Origin of the sequence: Paenibacillus solanacearum (genome assembly GCF_910593845.1) — a bacterium.
Classification (GTDB): domain Bacteria; phylum Bacillota; class Bacilli; order Paenibacillales; family NBRC-103111; genus Paenibacillus_G; species Paenibacillus_G solanacearum.
Genome location: NZ_CAJVAS010000013.1, coordinates 103,951 through 124,236 on the forward strand (window position 1 = coordinate 103,951; position 20,286 = coordinate 124,236).

Genomic DNA, 20,286 nt, shown 5'->3' on the forward strand with positions numbered 1-20,286 from the left:
TGAATAGTAGGTTTTGGCAATTATACGGCTAATTTTTGAGGTTATTAACAAAAAATAGTCCGGTTATTCCAACAAACAATTGTATTCGGGCTACTGCTGCTACGAATGACGCATCCTGACCAACTTTACTTCGAAGTGGGGAAATTTGTTATGATCATCACAAATACACGAATGTTTAGTTGCCTAGCGCAGAAGAAGCAATTACTGTTTATGGAGAAACTGTCCGTCAGCCATATCAGATCGTTGAGTGGGCTATGTCATCGTCACGATGTTCAGCATCACATCGTTGAGCGGCTATTATCTCGTCACGACCATAACGTCGAGTCGTCAATGTGATCAACACGGCCCACCACCGTATCGTTGAATCACCATTCGTCACGCCGGCCAGCATCACGCCGTTGAGTCACCATTACCATCGTCACGGGATCCGTCAATATCGCTGAACAGACACCCGCACCATCATCTATCAACCGTCACCATCGAACCACCAATCATCAAACCGTCACCCATGCACGGTTGCTGCGCCAATGCACATCGACCGGTGTCTCGAAAAATCCGCTCAAAAGATCGGGCGTAAGCAGCTTCGATGTTTCTCCGGCCCCGTACACTTCGCCTCTTCGCAGAAGAAGCGTGTGACGGAAGATCGGTAGAATCTCTTCCGTATGGTGGGTCACAAACAATATTGTAGGCGCATCGGCGCCGGCGGCGAGCTGATCGACTCCCGACAGCAGCGTTTCGCGGGAGAACAGGTCGAGCCCGTTGCAGGGCTCGTCCAGTATGAGCAGCCGCGGAGAAGCCATGAGCGCGCGTGCGATCAGTACCTTCTGCTTTTCGCCTTGGGAGCAGGTGATGTAAGGGCGATCCCACAGCTTTTTGCAGCCGAGCTGTTCCATCAGCGCAGCCGCATGATCATAGTCGCCTGCTTCCGGGCGGTCGTACAGTCCGATGGTCGCGTATTTGCCACTGAGCACGACGTCCTGGGTAAGGTCTCTGCCGTACAGCTTTTCCTGCAGCGAGGAGCTGACCCAGCCGATCGACTTGCGAAGCTCGCGAAGATCGATCGTTCCGAACGCTTCGGTAAGCACGCTGACCGTCCCGGTGGTCGGCCAAATATAGCCGTTGATTATATTGAGCAGCGTCGTTTTGCCGGAGCCGTTCAGCCCGAGGATCGCCCAATGCTCCTGTTTGCGAACTTGCCACGATACGTCGTTCAGCAGTGTTTTGTTTTCTCTGCGATATGTCGCCGATTGAATGTCGATAACCAGCCGTTTCCCAAATTCGTCTGATGACATGTTGATCATACCTTTCGATATAATTTGTATGTACTACTATATCAGATTTTGCCCCGGTAGGGCTTCTTTTTTTAAAATTAAACTATTATTTTTCGATAAAAATATAAAATGCCCCGCTCCGTCCTCTTGGATCGGCGAGGCATTATGCTGCAGCTTGCGCTGCACAACGACAAGCATACAAATTAAAGTTGGCGCGGATCGATCAGCTCGGTCCAGTGTACGGCCGGTCTGCCATCCCCCGCGTAGCCTGCGGTGCCTACCCATATATGCTCGGAAGGACCATGTTCGAAATAATGGGCGAGCAGCGTATGAAAAATAAACGGGATGTTGCGATGCAGCACCTGGTCCCGGGCGATCCAGTGAAGCTCGCCTTCATCCGTTAAGGATACATTGCGCCGGGGCGTGTAAGCTGTATAAATAAATTGCTGCCGGACTTCCTGCTGATTGAGCCGCAGAAGAATGTACTGGAGATGCAGATCGGCAATTTCCTCCGGCAGCAGTCCCGTCTCTTCGTGGATCTCGCGAAGCACGGCTTTCTCCGGATCGCCGATCTCTTCCGGCTCCAGATGGCCTCCGACAGCAGCCCACATGCCGGGGTTTAGCGTACGGTGCGGCGAGCGCTTCATCATCAGCATATCGTTGCCGTTAAACAGCATGGCAGCAGCCATAATGCGAGCTCTGATCACAGGGGTTCTCTCCTTTTTTGGCGGCATGATGCGTACTTGAAACTACTTTATCACATTTTATATAACAAAGCCTATTGCGGGATCGATCCGGTTTGCGATATAATGTCCACTAGGTAAAAACAATCGTCTTTTTAGAGAGGACTGTTAAAGTGCCGGACAAAGATGCAACGCAGGGAATACCGGTAGGGTCGGAGCGTTACTACTTGGTGCGTGAGGACATTTTGCCGGAAGCGCTGATCAAGACGATCCAGGCCAAGGAACTGCTTGCCCGGGGCGAGGTCAAAACGATCCACGAAGCGGTCGAGCAGGTAGAGCTGAGCCGCAGCGCTTTTTATAAATACAAGGACGGCATCTTTCCACTCAGCAAGCTGGATCGCGAACGCATCGTGACCATCTCGATGGATCTGGAGCATCGCTCGGGCATTTTATCGAGAGTGCTTGCGATGATCGCGGGGCTGGAAGGCAATGTGCTGACGATTCATCAGACGATCCCGCTGCAAGGCGTGGCGAACGTCGTTATTTCCGTAGAAACGTCATTGATGGAGGAAAGCGTCGCTGTGCTGTTGGACAAACTGCGCCGGCAAGACGGCGTCACCCGTGCTACGTTGGTCGGGCAGGGGTAAAATACACTAGGAGGTTATGCGCATGAAACCGATCAAAGTAGGTTTATTGGGACTGGGTACGGTAGGAACCGGAGTCGTCCGCATTGTGGAGGGCCATCAAGCCGATTTGTTCAGCCAGTCGGGCTCTCCCATTGAAATTTCGAAAATTTTGGTGCAGGATAAAAATAAACACCGCAATATCAGCGTTTCGTCCGATGTACTGACCGACAACCCGTGGGACGTGGTGCAAAATCCGGACATCGACGTCGTCGTGGAAGTGATGGGCGGTATCGAGCTAGCCAAAGAATTGATTCTTGCAGCTCTGGAGCAGGGAAAGCATATCGTGACGGCGAACAAAGACTTAATGGCGCTGCACGGGCCGGACATTTTGAAGAAAGCGGCCGATAAAGGCTGCGATGTGTTTTATGAGGCCAGCGTAGCGGGCGGCATTCCGATCATCCGTACGCTGATCGAAGGCTTTTCCTCCGATCGGATCACGAAAATTATGGGGATCGTCAACGGTACGACCAACTATATTCTTACGAAAATGAGCCAAGAAGGCGCCGCTTATGCAGATGTGCTGAAGGAAGCACAGCAGCTCGGTTATGCAGAGAGCGATCCGACCTCCGACGTGGAAGGCTTCGACGCCGCCCGCAAAATGACCATCCTCGGCACGCTCGGTTTCCATGCCAATGTGTCGCTGAGCGATGTGGCCGTCAAGGGCATTTCGAAAGTTACCAAAGAAGACATCGCCTATGGCAAACGCCTCGGCTATGAAGTAAAGCTGCTGGGCATTGCCGAGCGCCAGGACGATCATATCAGCATCAGCGTGCAGCCGACGATGGTCAGAACGTCGCATCCGCTCGCTTCGGTCAACGGGGTGTTCAACGCTGTGTACGTGTATGGCGAAGCGGTGGGTGAGACGATGTTCTACGGGCCAGGCGCCGGCGAGATGCCGACGGCTACCTCGATCGTCGCTGACCTTGTCGCTGTCGTGCGCAATTTGAATCTGGGTGTAAACGGCCGCCGCGGATTCGTACCTTACAAGGAGAAGAAGCTGAAGACCGATGAGCAGATTTCTTCAAAAAACTTCATACTTCTGCATGTGGAAGACAAAGCGGGCGTGCTCGCGCAAATTACGCAAGTGTTCGCCGAATACGAGGTAAGCCTCGAGTCGGTGCTGCAGCATCCGAATGCGACGAATCCGCTGGCCGAAATTATTATCATTACCCATGACGCCAATAAAGCGGCGATGAACAAAGTATTGAACCGATTCGAGTCGATGAGCGTGGTCCATTCGATCAAGAGCGTTTACCGGGTGGAAGGCTAAGCTGCATGAGCGACATGGGGCTGCTGCAAACGTACAAAGCATACTTGCCGATTCACGACAACACGCCGCTGTGACGCTGCAGGAAGGCCGCACCCCGCTGGTGTGTGCACAACATTTATCGAATGAGCTCTATCTGGATCTTTGTTTCAAATATGAAGCGTTAAACCTGACCGGCGTAATGAAGCCGAAGCAGGGAGACGGTTTTGAGAAAGGCCAGTCCGCGGTCTGCATTTTGGCGGGCCACGGCATGAAACACCACCTAGATATTACGATTAAAAGAGTGAGCGCGGAACCACTCGTCGTGCAGGACTCGGAAGCGGCGGTCATGGAAGCGATCCGCAAGCTCGAAGGATAGGGGAGATTGCAGGATGGGGGAGAACCATTACCGCATCAGTAAAGTTCGCGTCAAGGTGCCGGCAAGCACGGCCAACCTCGGGCCTGGCTTTGATACGCTGGGGATGGCGCTGGATTTGTATGCTTGGATTGAAATGGGGATTGCCGACGAAACGCGGATTACACTGTACGGCGATCAAATGAACGGAGTGCCGACAGATAAAAGCAACCTCATCTACGAGGTGGCGCAAATGGTATTCAAGCGAGCGGGCGTCAGCGTCCCCGAGCTGGACATCGCGATGTACAGTGATATCCCGCTGACAAGGGGACTCGGCAGCAGCGCGTCGGCGATCGTAGGCGGCCTCGCAGCAGCCAATGCGCTCATTGGCAGTCCGCTGTCCGATGACACGCTGTTTCAGATGGCGACGGAGCTCGAGCACCACCCCGACAATGTCGGTGCGTCGCTGTTCGGCGGCCTCGTCGTCGCCTTCTGGGACGGCACGCGGGCGGAGCATATCCGCGTGGAGCCGGACCCGCAGCTGGAAGTGCTGGTAGCCATCCCGCACTTCCAGCTGTCGACGGAGAAGGCGCGCGGCGTCCTGCCGCGCCAGCAAAGCCTCGAGAATGCCGTCTTCAACGTCGGGCATTCCTCGCTGCTGGTCGCCGCCTTCTGTACCGGGCGGCTGGATATGATCCCGCGCGCGATGAAGGACGCGCTGCATCAGCCTTACCGGGCGCCGCTCGTGCCCGGCCTCGGCCGTATTCTCGCCGAGGCGACGGAGCACGGCGCCCTCGGCGTAGCGCTCAGCGGCGCGGGACCGACGATGCTCGCGCTCGTTGATAGAGCCAGCTCCCGCAAGGCGGAGCTGGAAAGCTTCATGATCGGCACGCTGCGCAAGGAAGGCATCGAAGCCACGATGATGTGGCTGAACCCCGATCGCCAAGGCGTGCAGGTGGAGGCATGGGCGGCAGGCGAGGAGCCGCAATCGGAACTGATGGAAATAATCAAAGGAGATGTCCGCGCGTGAAGAAAATCGCTCTGCTCGGGCCGGGTACGTTTACCGAGGAATCGGCGCATTATTTTCTCGGCCGGTCGTCTTATGAATACATGAACTACAAGCTCATCCCCGACGTATTCCAGTCAACGGTAGGCGGAACGACGGACTACAGCGTCATCCCGATCGAGAATACGTTCGAGGGCTCGGTGAATTTGCATGTGGACACCCTCGTGCATGAAGTCGATTTGCCGATCCAGGCGGAATGGGTATACCCGATTTCGATCAATCTCCTTCGTCTTCCGCAGGAAGGCGGGGCATCTGAGACGATGGAAGACAGCTGCAAGCGAATCCGCAAGGTGTACTCGCACGGCGTGACGCTGGCGCAGTGCCAGCAGTTTCTGCGGCGGTATTTGCCGCATGTGGAGCTGGAGGCCGTAGGCAGCAACGGGGAGGCGGCGCGACTGGTGAAGGAGCTCGCACAGCCCGAGATCGCGGCGCTTGCGCCGCTTGCCGCTGGCACGATGTACGGATTGGAGACGCTTGCGAAGGGCATCCATGATCACGAGGATAATTTTACCCGTTTCATTCTGATCGGCCGCGACAAATTCGAAGGTGAGAAGCCGGCGAACCGGACGAAAACGACGATATTGGTTACGCTGCCGTCCGATTATCCGGGTGCGCTGCATCAAGTGTTGTCGGCGTTTTCCTGGAGACGGATCAACCTGTCCAAGATTGAGTCCCGTCCGACTAAGAAGAAGCTCGGCACCTATTTCTTTTACATCGATGTTGAAGCTTCGATGGATTCCGTCCTGCTCCCGGCGGCCCTTCAAGAAATCGAAGCGATCGGCTGCCTGGTTCGCATATTGGGCTGCTACCCGACTTACGATTACGTAGCCGACATTGCGGAAGAGTAGTGGGCATGCCGTAAATCATCTACATAAACGGTCAGTACATTAGCAAAGTAGATGCGAAATTCGGCAAGCTCGTCGAATCGACGGCTTGAAGGTGTTCGAATAACGTGCATCGGGAACATATTCGAGAACATAGTAGAACCTCAGACTCCAAGTTGAACAGCGCTCTTATTGTTAGTCATACCTAACAGTAGGGGGCGGTTCATCCGGAAGTTGAGGTTCTTTTTTTGCATATAAATGGAGTTACGGCACTTTTTCCTGAACTTTAGCAGCGTTACATCGTTATTATTGCTTAGCGAAACGCATCGATCCCGCCTCGTCGTCGTGACGGAAAGGAACTTTTTTCAAGAACGGATGGTCAAATGCCCAACTTACTGCATAAACTGTAATGTCATTTTGCTCTGGCGCGTAAGCGGTAGGTCCTCATTTCAAGTTCGTTTGCTTACGTATGACCCGGCTGGCCGATGGAGGCCGTTAGATCGTAAACTTGAAGGAGGTTTTGCAGTGAAGATTCATATTGTAAAGAAGGGCGAATCCTTATACGAGATCGCGCAAAAGTATCACATCGAGCTCGATAAGCTGATTGCTGCCAACCCGCAAATCGCCGATCCGAATGTGATCGACGTTGGGATGAAGGTGAAAATACCTAACGAGGCCAAACCGGTGACGCCGCCGACCGACTACCTGTATAAACATACGGTCGTCCAAGGCGACTCGCTCTGGAAGCTCGGCAAAGCCTGGGGCGTTCCGCTTGCAGATATGGTGGCCGCCAACCCGCAGCTGAAAAATCCGAATGTGCTGATGACCGGCGATATCGTATATATTCCTAAGCTGAAACCGGCAACGAATCCAAGCCCGCACGGGAACCCGGCAACCGGTCCGGCTGCCAGCCCGAAGGCAGACACGTCGCAAGTATTGCCGATCGAAGCGGCGCCGATCTCGGAGCTGCCGGAAACACCGGCGCAGGCCCCGACCGATGTGGCGCCGGTGATGGAGGCCCCGAACGTCCCGAACTTGCCGAATATGCCGAACATCCATCCTTTTCCGAACATCGAGTTCCCGGCCACCTCGCCGATGCCTGGACTTGAGGGCGTTCATCATGCAGAACCGAATGAGAATATGAATCATCCGTTTCCGAATTGGGCGATCCACGAGCAGCCGGCCCAGCACCCGTTCCAGCAATTCCAGATGCCTGCGGTCGAAGCGATGACACATGAACAGCCATTCGGCAAAAGCAAGGAGAACGCTTGGGCACAGCCGGAGCTTCCGGGGATGCCGACAGCGGAAAGCATGCCCATGATGCAGAGCATGCCAATGATGCAGAACATGCCAAACATGTCGGCAATGCCTATGACGAATGCAGCGGAAATGCCCCATTTTGGACAGCAGCAAAGCGGATTCCCCATGTTTGGCCATCCGTCGGCAGGAGGAGACTGCGGCTGTGGAGGAGGTCCGGCGTTTCCGTATGCGGAACAGCCGTCGGTGATGCCCGCTATGATGCAGCCGAACGAACCGTTTTATGCGATGCCGCATTCGTTTTCTCCGCATGCGATGCCGATGATGCCGAATATGGTCGAACCGATAGCCCACGGCCCCGGCTGCGGTTGCGGCGGCCATGCGCCTTCTTTTGGGGAGCATCCTGCCGTACTCCCGGCGATGGTGCAGCCGAACGAACCGTTCCTTGCACCGCAATCGTATTTTCCTCACCATATGCCGATGATGCCTTATGTTGCTGAGCAGGCGGCATTCCCGGGCGCTTATCCGGCAGCCGGTGTTAGCGGTTTTCCGCATGAGCCGTTTTATCCCGGGCATGTCTCTTCCCCATTCGGAATGCACATGCCGTGGAGCGGGAGCGAGAACGAAAACATCGGGGGTAAAGAGAAGGTCGCAGCCGCCAGCAAATCGCGCGGAGAGAAAGCTGAAATTACGCAAGTGAAGGAGCCGGCTTCTTCGAAGAAAAAGGCGCCCGCACGGAAAAACAAGCAAAGCTCGGCGCGCGCAGCCATCAGCAGCTTGATCGCGCGCAGCAATCGAAGAGCCGCGCAGGCTTCTACCCGTTCGAGCAAAGCTTCGCCCTGGTTGAACCAGTAATCGGACGCCGCGGCAGCAGCAGGAATCATCGCATCGCCGCAGCAACAGGCTGTAACAAAAATGAGCGCTTCGCCACGACCCGTCGTGGAAAGAAGCGCTCATTTTGTATGAAGAGACCGTAGTGGAATTTCGGCATGCGACCGAAAGGATGTGTTTCATCGTAGAGAATCAATCGATTCGAGCAGCGGCGATGCGCTGAATGGCTTCACGAAGCGAACAATGATCGCTTGCCGTACGGTTACAGCTTGATCCCCAGCACGTGATCGAGCGGGACGAAGCCGATATCCCGGCTGTCTTTGCTGTGGTTACGGTTGTCTCCCATAACGAACAAGGAATCTTCGGGCACCGTCCATTTGCGCTCAGCGGCAGGCTGCATCGTTTCATTGATATACGGCTCATCCAGCGGCTGTCCGTTGCGATACACCTTTTGCTCTTTCAGCTCGATGACATCGCCGGGCTTGCCAATGACCCGTTTGACGTACATGTTCTCATCCTGTACGCCGCGCATCAATTCCAGTAGCGGATGCTCGAGCACATCATCCTTGAACGAGCGCGGACGTTCCACACGGCTGTCAATGATGACGATATCCCCGTACTTCGGTTCATACCCGAACGTATGCGATAGCTTGGATACATAGATGCGCTGTTCGTTATGCAGGGACGGATCCATTGAATGGCCGAGCACCTTAGTCGGTTGAAAGACGAACAGACCGATGAGAAGCGTCAGAACGAAGGCAATGGCGATCGAGCTAACCCATGCCCAGATCTCTTTTACGATAGATTGCACAAGGATCCTTCCTTTCCGGGAAAATGAGACGGTCGTAATCAGTCTAGTATACATGCAATCGGTATAAACGTCGATCCCAATGGGAAAAATAGTAAGAAAAATGGTATCGTTTCCGTATCCGACAACAGACGCGACAAGCGCTTCGGGTGTGGAACGGTGAATACCGCAAGGCCGAAGCCGGCCGAAGGGAAGACAATCAGGCAGTAACTTAAAGAGGGGATCGCCATATGCTGCTCAGCTTCTGGAATCAAATGAAGAAACAATTGAAAAAAAAGCTGCGATGGAAACGCCGCTGGCTAAATTTGGCCGCCGTACTGCTTTTGGCGGGTGTGGCCGCGACTTGGATTTGGCTGGCTAGAGACAAGGAAACGGGGCCGAACGCATGGAATTTGCAGGAGCAAAGCGTTTTTGGCCGCAGTATGGCTAAGCCACCGGAGCAGCTGGAGAAAGATGTGATGACGATGATTAACGCCATCGACGGACAGCGCGAAGTGTTTGCCAAAAAGTCTTATGTGTGCGGTGAAGAGCTGCAGTTGATCGGTTACATGGGCGCCGGAGATATTTTGGCTTATTACAAGGAGCATCCGGCAGTATCGGTCAGTTTGGTAGACGGCAGCAAAGTGTATTTTACGGAAAAAGTGGACGACCTGTCGCCTCGATGCAAGGAAAATGCGTATTTCGGTCTGGACGCCGGGGGCAATTTGTCTTTATTCGAAGGCATACCGGGAGCCAGCGGTACCAGCGTCATCCGAACGTTCTTCCAGCTCAATATCGAGTACCTGGAGAGCAGCTTGCCTCGCGAGACGGTGAAACAGTTGTACCGCGGCATCCGGGTAACCGATCTGGCCGATTACAACAGCGTGCTGTCGACGCTGAGCGATTTTGCCGTAGAAGAAACGGAAAAGGTCATGCAGACGACGCAGCAGCCATAAAGAAAAGCTGAAAAACAGTCAACCTCAAGAAGGATCGCCCCGGATGCGTATCGGGGAACTTCAGGAGGTGGCTGTTTTTTTATTTGCGGCAATAAATCGCGAGCCTATCCCCTTATGAGGCCGCTCAGGCCGGACAGCCTAGGGAAACTAGGCCGTGTCACAGGAGCGAATATCTGGTATAATGACAAGGAATACATATGTTCGGTTTTTTGCAGGGAACCGGTACAGACGAAGGAAGCAAATAACGAAAGGCGTGCAGGTATGCGGATATTGGGCATCGACCCGGGGATTGCGATCGTCGGGTTCGGTTTTATCGATAAGCAGGGGCATAAGCTCGTGCCGGTGCAGTACGGTTCCATTCAAACCGAGGCGCATACGGCGGAAGCTTTGCGGCTGAAGCAAGTATACGAAGCCATGGTCCAATTGCTTGACAAATACAAGCCGGACGCGGTGGCGATCGAGAAGCTGTTTTTTAATCGAAACGTGACGACGGCGCTGACGGTAGGCCAAGCCAGAGGCGTATTGATGCTGGCCGCCGAGCAAAAAGGGCTGCCGATCGCCGAATATACGCCGCTTCAGGTCAAGCAGGCGATCGTAGGCTACGGGAAAGCCGAGAAAAAACAGGTGCAGGAGATGGTGCGGATGTTCCTGCACTTATCCGCCGTGCCGAAGCCGGACGACGTGGCCGACGCGCTGGCGATTGCCATATGTCATGCGCATTCGTCCGCACTTCAACAAAAAATAAACGAGGTAAACAAGCGATGATCGATTTTTTGAGAGGAACCGTCGCGCATCGGGAGACGGAGTACGTCGTGCTGGACGTGAGGGGCGTAGGCTACCGCGTCTTTTGCGCCAACCCGTTCGCAGTGCTCCCGAAGGACGGGAAAGACGGCGAAGTGACATTATATATTCATTATCATGTCCGGGAGGACGCTCATCTGCTGTTCGGCTTCACAACGCGGGAGGAGCAGTCGTTATTCCGCATGCTGCTGGACGTAAACGGCATCGGCCCGAAAGTGGCGATCGGCGTACTGGCCGGCGGAAAGCCGGAGGTGATTGCCTCGGCAATCCGGCAGGAGAACTTATCCTTTTTGACGAAGCTGCCGGGTATCGGCAAAAAGACGGCGCAGCGGATGGTGCTCGATCTGAAGGATAAGCTCGGAGCGCTTTCTGCTGCGGATGATGCGGTCGGCCTGTTCGCAGTAGGCGTGGAGGTCGCTGCCGCATCGAATGGCGGAACGGCATGGGCGGAGGCGAAGGCGGCGCTCATGGCGCTCGGCTATACGGAAGCGGAGGCCGACAGGGCCGGCCAATCGGTCAAGCCGAAGCTCAAGGGCGACGAAACGACGGATGCCGTGACGAAGCTTGCGCTCAAGGCGTTGTTCCAAGAGTCGCAAATGAAATAACGCTTCGACGGTTGTCAAGAGCAACGGATTTGGCGGGATAGAGGAAGGAGCTGCGGCACAGCATGGAAGACCGTATTATTTCGGCTCATCTGATGATGGAGGATCAGCAGATGGAGTTCAGCCTGCGCCCCCGTTATTTGGCCGAGTACATCGGGCAGAAGCAGGCGAAGGATAATTTGAAAATTTACATCGAGGCGGCCAAAATGCGCAACGAGGCGCTTGATCATGTGCTGCTGTACGGGCCCCCGGGACTGGGCAAGACGACGCTCTCGAACATTATCGCCAATGAGCTTGGCGTCAATTTGCGCACGACGTCGGGGCCGGCCATCGAGCGGCCGGGCGATTTGGCGGCGATTTTGACGAACTTGCAGGAAAACGACGTGCTGTTCATCGACGAAATTCACCGGCTGCACCGGACGGTGGAAGAAGTGCTGTATCCGGCGATGGAAGATTATGCGCTGGACATTATTATCGGCAAAGGGCCGAGCGCGCGCTCGGTACGGCTCGATCTGCCGCCGTTTACGCTGATCGGAGCGACGACGCGGGCGGGGCTGCTGTCGGCGCCGCTGCGCGACCGTTTCGGCGTCGTCAGCCGTCTGGAGTATTACACGGTCGACGAGCTTGCGTATATCGTCAGCCGGACGGCCGATTTATTGCAGGTGCAGATCGTCGGGGAAGCATCCCGCGAGATCGGGATGCGTTCGCGCGGGACGCCGCGGATTGCCAACCGGCTGCTGAAGCGGGTGCGCGATTTCGCGCAGGTGAAGGGCGACGGCATCATTACGGTAGACATCGCCCGCGCCGCACTGATCAGCATTCAGGTCGATCCGCTCGGACTCGACGAGATCGATCACAAGATGCTGCGCGCCATTATTCTCAGTTTTCAGGGCGGGCCGGTCGGGCTGGATACGATTGCCGCGTCGATCGGGGAAGAAAGCCAAACGATTGAGGATGTATATGAGCCATACTTGCTGCAAATCGGATTTTTGCAGCGCACGCCGCGCGGACGCATGATTACAGCCGCGGCCTGCAAGCATCTTGGTCTGCCGATGCCGAGCCGTTCGTAAGGGCAGCTAGGCGGGAGGCAAAGGCCGCAACAGTCTTCAAGGAGAGGGGAATCCGCAAGTGATGAAAGGAATAGGACGGCGCTTTACGGGACGAGGCGCCGTCCGCACGTTGACTTATGCCGCCGGAATCGGCGTGAAGGCTGTACTGCTCGCCGGTCTGCTGCTATCCGGCGGATCGTACGGCACGGCGCAGGCGGCTATGCCGAAGCTGGAGCAGATCCGCGTCGCTCTGTTCATCGACGCGGGCAAGTACAAGGACACGGCGTCCGCGGTTACGCTGTCCTCGGGCGCCGGGCTGACGCTCAGCCTGCGGGGCTCGGGCGGCGCCGTGCATACGGCCGCGGCGAAGGAGCCGGTCCGTGTATACGCGGACGGCTACTACGCGCAGCTACCGGATACGGCGGATGCCGCCCAGGCGAAGGCGCAGGCGCAGAAGCTGGCCGCGGCCGGCAAGGATGCCGGCGTCGTGCAGCGCACGAAGCGGGGCCAGCCGGCCTATCAAGTCTACCTTGGTCCGTATCCGACCAAGGAAGCGGCGTCCGCCGCGGCGGCTTCGCAAGCCGGAGCGGTGCTAACCGGCCCGCTGCGGCTGAGCGCGGGCTCGTATGCGAGCGCCGCGGAGGCGCAGACGCAGGCGGCTGCGATCGCGCAGGCCGGCTTCGACGCCGACGTGGCGCAGCTGACCGCCGGCAGCGCGGGGGCACCCGCGTACGCCGTGCTGGTTGGCGGCGGCGCGGACGCAGCCGCGTTGCAAGGGCAGCGCGCGCAGTTGGCCGCCGCGCTGCCCGGCGTAGCGCTGACGCCGGTGGACGCCGCGCAGCAGGGCTACGTGCTGCAGCGCAGCGAGCTAGCGGTCAGCGGCAGCGCCGCGGATGCGGCCCGTGCCTTCGTATTCGGCGGCCCGATCAAGCTGTGGGCCGTCCCGGCGGCTGCCGATGGCTCCGCTGCAGGCGGCATCGCCGTCCGCGAGCGGGACGGCCGGACGTATCGCGGCGGCATCGAGCTAACGCAGCTGAACGGGAAGCTCGCCGTCATCAACGAGCTTCCGCTGGAAGATTACTTATATTCGGTCGTCGGCTCCGAATTGACCAAAGACTGGCCCTTGGAGGCGTTGAAGGCGCAGGCGGTCGCCGCCCGCACCTATGCGCTCAAGCAGGGCGCCAAATACCAGATCGCGCACGTGGCCGACTCGACGATCGACCAAGTGTACAAGGGGCTCACGGCGGAATTTCCCGCCGCGCTCCAAGCGGTGCAGGCGACGCAAGGCGAAGTGCTGCTGTATAAAAATGCGCTGATCGATCCGCTCTTTTATTCCAACGCAGGCGGGAAAACCGCCGAGTCGACGGAAGTGTGGGGGAACAAGGTCGAATATTTGAAGAGCGTCCCTTCCCCCGACGAAGGCGCCGATACTGGCAAGAAGCCATGGTATCGCATCGTTTTGCCGAACGGCGCTACCGGTTATATTCACTCCGATTATGCGCGAGCGACCGGGCAATCGAATCCGGCCGGCTTGCCGTTCTATGTGTCGACCGGCACCGACGTCAGCGTGCGGCCCGCGCCTTACGTAGATAATGCGGCGAACCCGGCGCTCTTCAAGGTCAACATCGGGGATCGCTTCGTTGTTATCGACGAAGTCAAAGAATCGAACGCCTACGCATGGGTGCGCGGACCGTATGACCCGGCGAAGCTGAGGGACAAGCTGGCCGGCGCGCTGCCGGCAGGCGCTGGCGCAGCCTCGATCGACAAGCTGGAAATATCGAAGCGCGGCCCTTCCGGCCGGGTGCTCGAAGTCACCGCGAACGGGCAGCCGCTGAAGGCCGCTTATCCGGATGCGCTTCGCACCTTGCTGGGCGGACTGCCGAGCAACCTGTTTGAAATTGAAGATACGGGACGGTATACTATATTGGGTACGGACGGGATCACCCGCAATCAGTCGGCCTCGTCCACGCCGTTGTACGTAGCTTCGGGCTCCGGCCCGGCGGTGCAGCAGAAGGAGCCTCAGCTGTTTGTGATGGACGCCGGCGGCAGCGTACGATTGGTTACGAAGAACCAGCAATATATATTTAGAGGCACCGGTCTTGGCCACGGTCTCGGCATGTCCCAGTGGGGGGCTCGAGGGTACGCGGAGCTCGGTTACGATTATCAAAAAATACTGCAGACCTACTATGTAGGGGTCTCGGTCGTTAAGGGATGAAGCCAACATTATGCAAGTCGACTTGTTCGATTACCATTTGCCCGAATCGCTCATTGCCCAGACACCGCTAGCGGAGCGCACCGCTTCGCGGCTCATGACGCTGGACAAACGAACGGGTCAAATCGGTCATCATACGTTTGAACAACTGGAACAATATATTCAAGCCGGGGATGTGCTCGTGTTGAACGATACACGGGTCATTCCAGCCCGGCTTTTTGGCGTGAAGGCGGATACCGGAGCCAAGGCCGAGGTGCTGCTGCTCAAGCAGCTGGAAGGAGACCGCTGGGAAGTGCTCGTGCGTCCGGCGAAGCGGCTTAAGACGGGAGCCGTGCTCCATTTTGGCGCCGAAGCGGAACAATCGGATGGCTCCGCTCCTTCCGGACAACCGCTGCTGACGGCGACGGTAGAAGAGGAAGGCGAGATGGGCGGGCGTGTGCTTCGCTTCCATTATAAAGGCATTTTCAATGAAGTGCTGGACCGGCTCGGTACGATGCCGCTGCCTCCTTATATTAAAGAACAGCTTGAAGATCGGGAGCGGTATCAAACCGTATATGCCCGGCATGAAGGATCGGCCGCGGCGCCGACGGCAGGCCTTCACTTCACGAAGGAATATTTGCATAAGCTGGAACAAAAAGGTGTACAATTAGCTTATGTTACCCTGCATGTCGGTCTGGGCACGTTCCGGCCGGTATCGGCGGAAACTGTGGAAGCGCATGAGATGCATGAAGAATTTTATGAGGTTACGGATGAAACCGCAGCGCTCGTCAATCGTATCAAACAACAGGGCGGCCGTGTGATTGCGGTCGGAACGACATCGGCGCGTACGCTGGAGACGGCGGCCGACGAGAACGGCATGCTGCGTGCGGGCCGCGGATGGACGGGCATCTTTATTTACCCGGGCTACCGATTCCGCATCGTCGAGGCGCTGCTGACCAATTTCCATCTGCCGCAATCGACGCTGCTGATGCTGATCAGCGCGCTGGCCGGACGCGAGCATGTGCTTGCGGCTTATAACGAAGCGGTGCGCCGCGAATACCGCTTCTTCAGCTTTGGCGATGCGATGTTTATTCATTGAAGCGGCTGTGAACGGATAGGGAGAAGGATTAAATTATGACGATTCGATATGAACATATTAAGACGTGCAAGCAGTCCGGCGCGAGACTCGGACGGGTGCACACTCCGCACGGCGTGATCGAGACGCCGGCATTTATGCCGGTCGGCACACAGGCGACGGTAAAAACGATGAGCCCGGAAGAACTCAAGGCGATGGACGCGCACATTATTTTGAGCAACACGTATCATCTGTTTTTGCGGCCGGGACATGAGCTGGTGAAAGCAGCCGGCGGGCTGCACCGCTTCATGAACTGGGATCGGCCGATACTGACGGACAGTGGCGGGTTCCAAGTGTTTTCACTCAGCGAAATGCGCAAGATCAGCGAACAAGGGGTCGAATTCCGATCCCACTTGAACGGAGACAAGCTGTTCATCTCCCCGGAGAAGTCGATTGAAATTCAGAACGCGCTTGGCGCGGATATCATCATGGCGTTCGACGAGTGTCCGCCATATCCGGCGGAGCACAGCTATGCGAAGCACTCGCTGGAGCGGACGACCCGCTGGGCGGAAAGATGCCTCAAGGCGCACAGCCGTCCGAATGAGCAGGGGCTGTTCGCTATCGTACAGGGCGGCATGTATGAAGATCTGCGCAAGCAGAGCGCCGCTGAGTTGACTTCCATGGATTTCCCGGGGTATGCTATTGGGGGATTGAGCGTCGGTGAGCCGAAGCATCTCATGTATGAGGTGCTGGATTATACCGTTCCGCTGTTACCGGAAAATAAACCGCGCTACCTGATGGGGGTCGGCTCGCCCGATGCGCTTGTCGACGGGTCTATTCGCGGCGTCGATATGTTCGATTGCGTGCTCCCGACGCGGATTGCCCGCAACGGTACGATTATGACCAGCTCGGGCCGGCTCGTGGTGCGCAATGCCAAATATGCGGAAGATTTCGGACCGTTGGATCCGAAATGCTCCTGCTACACCTGCACGAACTATTCGCGCGCCTATATTCGTCACTTGATTAAAGCGGACGAGACGTTCGGCATTCGACTGACCACATATCATAACTTGCACTTTTTGCTGGAATTGATGCGGAACGTTCGCCAAGCGATCCGCGAAGACCGCTTGCTCGATTTCCGGGCATCCTTCTTTGAACAATACGGCATTGACGAGAACAGCAAAGGGTTTTAACCGCGGCGGAGCGCTCCTGTCGGAGCCGCTCGGCTGCATACATAACGATTTTAGTAAATGGAGAAGGGGGTAGATTGCATGTGGTTAGCAGCTGACCCGGCGGCACAGCCGTCCGGCGTGGAATCGATGCTTGTCACTTACGGTCCGCTTGTACTGATGTTCGTTGTTCTGTATTTCCTACTGATTCGTCCTCAACAGAAGCGTCAAAAGACGCGCGGCATGATGCTCTCCAATTTGAAAAAAGGGGACAAGGTCGTGACGATCGGCGGGATGCACGGGACGATTCTCGAGCTGACAGACGATAGCGTCGTTCTTCGCGTAAACGATGTAACGAAGCTGACGTTCGATCGCTCCGCCATCAATTCCGTGACCAGCGTTTCGCAAGCGGAAGAGAAGAAGGAAGACAAGAAAGACGAGAAGAAATAAGGCATAAGCAGTCGCGCATGCCAAAAAAAGCGAGGCCCGGATTCGTCCGTGGCACTCGCTTTTTTCATGTGGCATGATGCTATTTTTTCATGTTGACGCCGATCATGCCTCCGAGCGCACCTGCGGCAAAGGCAACGCCGGTCAAAATCATCAGCTCTTTCGTTAGTCCGGCATCATACGCCAAAAAGCCGATGATCCAGACGATGACCGAATAGATGATGCCCAGCAGGCCGCCGTGATACCAGCCTTTGCTGCCGCCGCGCCTGCCCGACGAGATGCCGCCGATGAACATGGCAACGCCATGGATGAACAGAGCCGAGCCCAGCCACGAGCTTTCCGGCACATTCGTTCCGAGCATGATCAGGGAAGCCAGCAGCGTGCCCATCAGCATAAACAGTCCCGCGTACATCAAACCGGAAAACAAAGGAGAACTTTTCACGTTCATCAACCTCCATCACGAACCATTCTATATTCCCATTGTATGGGCATGTACACGGAATTAGTACAGGTTCCCCCGAATTCGTTTTTCGCTTACCAACATTTCACCCGCATGTTCGTCTGCACCCAAGGTCAAAATACCCATGCACCCTTACCAAGGAGGACGGATCGTTCCATGCAGATAACATTGCTGCTTTTTCGCACCATACTGATTTATGTGATCGTATTTTTTACGATGCGTATTATGGGCAAAAGAGAAATCGGGAAGCTGTCTGTCTTCGACTTGGTCATTTCGATTATGATTGCGGAAATCGCGGTATTTGTGCTCGAGGACATGAACAAACCATTAATCGAAGGCATCCTGCCGATGGTTACGCTCGTTGCGATCCAGATGGGAATTGCCTTTGTGTCGCTCAAGCATGAAAAGCTGCGGCGCTGGTTCGAAGGAAAGCCGTCTGAGCTCATCGTCAACGGGAAGCTGAATCGCGACGAGATGAAGCGGGAACGGTACAACCTGGACGACTTGCTGCTGCAGCTGCGGGAGAATAAAGTGTTGAACGTCGCGGATGTCGAATTTGCGATATTGGAGCCTTCCGGCAAGCTGACGGTCAAAGAAAAAACGCCGGTTCAGTCATCCGGCGGCGGGAAGGACAAACCTTTATTCCGCTATGAAGGGCTGCCGCTTCCGCTCATCATGGACGGCAAAGTGCAGGATGACAGCTTGACCAAGCTGGGCAAAACCCGATTTTGGCTGAAACGGGAGCTGGAAACGAAAGGAATCAAAGACTTTAAAGAAGTGTTTTTTTGCTCTATCGATCATCGGGGCAAATGGTTTATCGATAAAAAGCGTTGAGCGGCTATTTGACAAACCGCTTGCCGAGCCAGAAGAGACGGAACACATCGGAGCGGTCGAACAGCTTCAGCAGCATCGCAACGAGCAAGTACACAACCATTCCGGCGCAGCACGCAGCCAGGAATCGGATCATTCCGCTGCCGGTCCATAACGTAAACATCACGAGCTGGCAGGTCATTCCGGCGGCGGCCATGCTTAACCCGACTTTGAGAAAGTCGCCTGCGTTCATCGAAAATTTCAGCAGACGGGCAATGCTGTTCCAGTGCAGGACGGTAACGAGCATAATATTGATTGTTATGGCAACGACTGCACCGAGAATGCCGAATTCCGGATTGCTGGCCAGCATATAAATGAGCAGCAGCTTCACGGTCGATCCGGCGAGTGTATTCACCAGCGCGCTGCCGGGACGCTCAAGCGCCTGAAGGGCCGCCTGCAACGGAGCTTGGAAGTAAATGAACAGCGCAGCAGGGGCCATCATCTTGAGCATAGGGCCAACCCCGGCCTGTCCATACATATAAAGACATATCGGCTCGGCTAGCACATACATGATGACGGCGAACGGAGCGCCGGTGACCAGAGCGAGTTTTAGCGATTGATGCAGCCGTTTGTGGATGGTCTTCATATCGCCGAGTGCCGAAGCCTCGGATAACGAAGGAATTAACGAGACAGCAAGCGAATATGTCAGGGCGCTCGGGAGCAGCAGCACCGGCATAACCATCCCTTGCAGCGCGCCGTATTGGGCCGTCGCCATGTTAGTGGCGACTCCCGCAGCCGCCAGGCAGTGCACGATCAATATCGATTCGAGCAAATAGGAGCAGGAGCCGACCAGCTTGCTGCCCGTGACCGGTAGCGCGAGCGTTATGATTTGTTTCAAGTTGCTGATGCGCGAGAAGGCGCCCATCTTGCTCTTCTTGACGGGTCCAGCCGGCTGCTCCCGCTTGCGCGCCTGCCTGTACAACAGCATAAGGACGAGAAAGGCGCATATTTCTCCGGCGAGTACGCCGACCATCGCTCCCGCCGCCGCATACTCGATCCCGTAGGGCAGCATCAAATAAGCGAACGCAAGCACGGTGACAATCCGCACGATCGTTTCGACGACCTGGGAGAGCGCTGTCGGAATCATGTTGTGGCGTCCTTGGAAGTAGCCCCGGAAGACGGCCGATATGCCGACGACGAAGATGATCGGTGTCATACAGAGAAAGGTCAAATACACCCGATCGTCGGTAAACAAATATTCCGTGATCCGGCGGGCGCCGAAATAAGTGCCGACGGTAAACACGGAACTGAGGACGATCGAGAGCGCCATCGTCATCCGGAAAATGCTGCGGACCTTCGCTTCGTCTCCTTCGGCTTCGGCGGCGGCGACCAGCTTGGCCACGGCAATCGGAATGCCTCCGGTGACGATCGTCAAGATGACGATAAGAAACGGGTATCCCATCTGATAAAGACCGATGCCCTCGGCGCCGATCACCCGCGGAAGCGTGATCCGCGGAATGAACCCGAGGATGCGGTTGACGATGCCGGCTGCAAGCAGGATGAGCGTGCCCTTGATGAACGATTGTTTGGTCACGGGAATAAACCTCTTTTCTGCCACCTGATTAGTAATGGATATGCATAACCTGTCCGCTTGCATGCAATAATTTTTATAAAGGCGAAAACGCAATCGGCGGCAGGAAAACGGATGCTCGCAGCGAAT

At 56.1% G+C, this 20,286-nt stretch carries 20 protein-coding genes; 15 read left to right on the forward strand and 5 right to left on the reverse strand.

Annotated features, from left to right (window positions below):
* Positions 1–494: 494 nt before the first annotated feature.
* Both KXG62_RS16205 and KXG62_RS16210 read right to left on the reverse strand, forming a co-directional pair.
* Positions 495–1,292, reverse strand: a complete 798-nt coding sequence (locus KXG62_RS16205; protein ID WP_218093032.1) for an ABC transporter ATP-binding protein — start codon at positions 1,290–1,292, stop codon at positions 495–497.
* 182 nt (positions 1,293–1,474) lie between these two features.
* Positions 1,475–1,978, reverse strand: a complete 504-nt coding sequence (locus KXG62_RS16210; RefSeq protein ID WP_218093033.1) for an NUDIX domain-containing protein — start codon at positions 1,976–1,978, stop codon at positions 1,475–1,477.
* A gap of 149 nt (positions 1,979–2,127) precedes the next feature.
* Between KXG62_RS16210 and KXG62_RS16215 the strand changes: the two genes are divergently transcribed.
* The 6 genes from KXG62_RS16215 to KXG62_RS16240 all read left to right on the forward strand — a co-directional run bounded on the left by KXG62_RS16215 (position 2,128) and on the right by KXG62_RS16240 (position 8,243).
* A complete protein-coding gene (locus tag KXG62_RS16215; protein WP_218093034.1) occupies positions 2,128–2,601 on the forward strand; it encodes an ACT domain-containing protein in 474 nt (157 codons plus the stop codon).
* 22 nt (positions 2,602–2,623) lie between these two features.
* Positions 2,624–3,910: a homoserine dehydrogenase gene (locus tag KXG62_RS16220; protein ID WP_218093035.1), complete on the forward strand. Its 1,287-nt coding sequence runs from the start codon at positions 2,624–2,626 to the stop codon at positions 3,908–3,910.
* 70 nt (positions 3,911–3,980) lie between these two features.
* Entirely contained in the window at positions 3,981–4,265 is a 285-nt protein-coding gene (locus KXG62_RS16225) for a hypothetical protein (RefSeq protein WP_218093036.1), read from the forward strand.
* A gap of 13 nt (positions 4,266–4,278) precedes the next feature.
* Positions 4,279–5,271 carry a homoserine kinase gene (thrB, locus tag KXG62_RS16230; RefSeq protein ID WP_218093037.1) on the forward strand — a complete coding sequence of 331 codons (993 nt, stop codon included), beginning with the start codon at positions 4,279–4,281 and terminating at the stop codon, positions 5,269–5,271.
* The gene (gene pheA, locus KXG62_RS16235) at positions 5,268–6,155 is read left to right on the forward strand and encodes a prephenate dehydratase (protein ID WP_218093038.1); all 888 of its coding nucleotides are present in this window, start codon (positions 5,268–5,270) and stop codon (positions 6,153–6,155) included. The genes thrB and pheA overlap by 4 nt, the downstream gene beginning before the upstream one ends.
* Before the next feature lie 501 nt (positions 6,156–6,656).
* On the forward strand, positions 6,657–8,243 hold the full coding sequence (locus KXG62_RS16240; RefSeq protein ID WP_218093039.1) for a LysM peptidoglycan-binding domain-containing protein: 1,587 nt from the start codon (positions 6,657–6,659) through the stop codon (positions 8,241–8,243).
* Positions 8,244–8,481: 238 nt separating this feature from the next.
* Here KXG62_RS16240 and lepB read toward each other — a convergent pair whose 3' ends face one another.
* On the reverse strand, positions 8,482–9,030 hold the full coding sequence (gene lepB / locus KXG62_RS16245) for a signal peptidase I (RefSeq protein WP_246627480.1): 549 nt from the start codon (positions 9,028–9,030) through the stop codon (positions 8,482–8,484).
* A gap of 227 nt (positions 9,031–9,257) precedes the next feature.
* Between lepB and KXG62_RS16250 the strand changes: the two genes are divergently transcribed.
* The 8 genes from KXG62_RS16250 (at position 9,258) to yajC (ending at position 17,299) form a co-directional block, all read left to right on the forward strand.
* A complete protein-coding gene (locus KXG62_RS16250) occupies positions 9,258–9,962 on the forward strand; it encodes a BofC C-terminal domain-containing protein (protein WP_218093041.1) in 705 nt (234 codons plus the stop codon).
* A 261-nt stretch (positions 9,963–10,223) separates the two neighbouring features.
* Complete coding sequence (gene ruvC / locus KXG62_RS16255) at positions 10,224–10,727, forward strand: crossover junction endodeoxyribonuclease RuvC (RefSeq protein ID WP_218093042.1); 504 nt, start codon at positions 10,224–10,226, stop codon at positions 10,725–10,727.
* Positions 10,724–11,368 carry a Holliday junction branch migration protein RuvA gene (gene ruvA / locus KXG62_RS16260; RefSeq protein WP_218093043.1) on the forward strand — a complete coding sequence of 215 codons (645 nt, stop codon included), beginning with the start codon at positions 10,724–10,726 and terminating at the stop codon, positions 11,366–11,368. Before ruvC ends, ruvA begins: the two co-directional genes overlap by 4 nt.
* Before the next feature lie 62 nt (positions 11,369–11,430).
* On the forward strand, positions 11,431–12,435 hold the full coding sequence (ruvB, locus tag KXG62_RS16265) for a Holliday junction branch migration DNA helicase RuvB (protein ID WP_218093044.1): 1,005 nt from the start codon (positions 11,431–11,433) through the stop codon (positions 12,433–12,435).
* A gap of 61 nt (positions 12,436–12,496) precedes the next feature.
* The gene (locus KXG62_RS16270) at positions 12,497–14,629 is read left to right on the forward strand and encodes a SpoIID/LytB domain-containing protein (protein ID WP_218093086.1); all 2,133 of its coding nucleotides are present in this window, start codon (positions 12,497–12,499) and stop codon (positions 14,627–14,629) included.
* A 10-nt stretch (positions 14,630–14,639) separates the two neighbouring features.
* A complete protein-coding gene (gene queA / locus KXG62_RS16275; protein ID WP_218093045.1) occupies positions 14,640–15,704 on the forward strand; it encodes a tRNA preQ1(34) S-adenosylmethionine ribosyltransferase-isomerase QueA in 1,065 nt (354 codons plus the stop codon).
* A gap of 35 nt (positions 15,705–15,739) precedes the next feature.
* Entirely contained in the window at positions 15,740–16,873 is a 1,134-nt protein-coding gene (tgt, locus tag KXG62_RS16280; RefSeq protein WP_218093046.1) for a tRNA guanosine(34) transglycosylase Tgt, read from the forward strand.
* A 78-nt stretch (positions 16,874–16,951) separates the two neighbouring features.
* Entirely contained in the window at positions 16,952–17,299 is a 348-nt protein-coding gene (yajC, locus tag KXG62_RS16285) for a preprotein translocase subunit YajC (protein WP_218093047.1), read from the forward strand.
* Positions 17,300–17,378: 79 nt separating this feature from the next.
* On the opposite strand, the gene KXG62_RS16290 is transcribed toward yajC, so the two are convergent.
* Positions 17,379–17,738 (reverse strand): TIGR04086 family membrane protein, encoded by a 360-nt coding sequence (locus tag KXG62_RS16290; RefSeq protein ID WP_218093048.1) that lies wholly within the window; start codon positions 17,736–17,738, stop codon positions 17,379–17,381.
* A 174-nt stretch (positions 17,739–17,912) separates the two neighbouring features.
* Here KXG62_RS16290 and KXG62_RS16295 point away from each other — a divergent pair, with 174 nt between their 5' ends.
* A complete protein-coding gene (locus KXG62_RS16295) occupies positions 17,913–18,590 on the forward strand; it encodes a DUF421 domain-containing protein (protein WP_218093049.1) in 678 nt (225 codons plus the stop codon).
* A gap of 4 nt (positions 18,591–18,594) precedes the next feature.
* Here KXG62_RS16295 and spoVB read toward each other — a convergent pair whose 3' ends face one another.
* Positions 18,595–20,160, reverse strand: coding sequence for a stage V sporulation protein B (gene spoVB / locus KXG62_RS16300; protein ID WP_218093050.1), 1,566 nt, complete (start codon positions 20,158–20,160; stop codon positions 18,595–18,597).
* Between the last annotated feature and the right edge of the window lie 126 nt (positions 20,161–20,286).

What these genes read in the sequence shown, in the direction of transcription:
- KXG62_RS16205 (WP_218093032.1), bottom strand. Translation starts at nt 1,292, where the DNA reads ATGTCATCAGACGAATTTGGGAAACGGCTGGTTATCGACATTCAATCG.
- KXG62_RS16220 (WP_218093035.1), top strand. Translation starts at nt 2,624, where the DNA reads ATGAAACCGATCAAAGTAGGTTTATTGGGACTGGGTACGGTAGGAACC.
- thrB (WP_218093037.1), top strand. Translation starts at nt 4,279, where the DNA reads ATGGGGGAGAACCATTACCGCATCAGTAAAGTTCGCGTCAAGGTGCCG.
- KXG62_RS16250 (WP_218093041.1), top strand. Translation starts at nt 9,258, where the DNA reads ATGCTGCTCAGCTTCTGGAATCAAATGAAGAAACAATTGAAAAAAAAG.
- ruvC (WP_218093042.1), top strand. Translation starts at nt 10,224, where the DNA reads ATGCGGATATTGGGCATCGACCCGGGGATTGCGATCGTCGGGTTCGGT.
- ruvA (WP_218093043.1), top strand. Translation starts at nt 10,724, where the DNA reads ATGATCGATTTTTTGAGAGGAACCGTCGCGCATCGGGAGACGGAGTAC.
- ruvB (WP_218093044.1), top strand. Translation starts at nt 11,431, where the DNA reads ATGGAAGACCGTATTATTTCGGCTCATCTGATGATGGAGGATCAGCAG.
- KXG62_RS16270 (WP_218093086.1), top strand. Translation starts at nt 12,497, where the DNA reads ATGAAAGGAATAGGACGGCGCTTTACGGGACGAGGCGCCGTCCGCACG.
- queA (WP_218093045.1), top strand. Translation starts at nt 14,640, where the DNA reads ATGCAAGTCGACTTGTTCGATTACCATTTGCCCGAATCGCTCATTGCC.
- tgt (WP_218093046.1), top strand. Translation starts at nt 15,740, where the DNA reads ATGACGATTCGATATGAACATATTAAGACGTGCAAGCAGTCCGGCGCG.
- yajC (WP_218093047.1), top strand. Translation starts at nt 16,952, where the DNA reads ATGTGGTTAGCAGCTGACCCGGCGGCACAGCCGTCCGGCGTGGAATCG.
- KXG62_RS16295 (WP_218093049.1), top strand. Translation starts at nt 17,913, where the DNA reads ATGCAGATAACATTGCTGCTTTTTCGCACCATACTGATTTATGTGATC.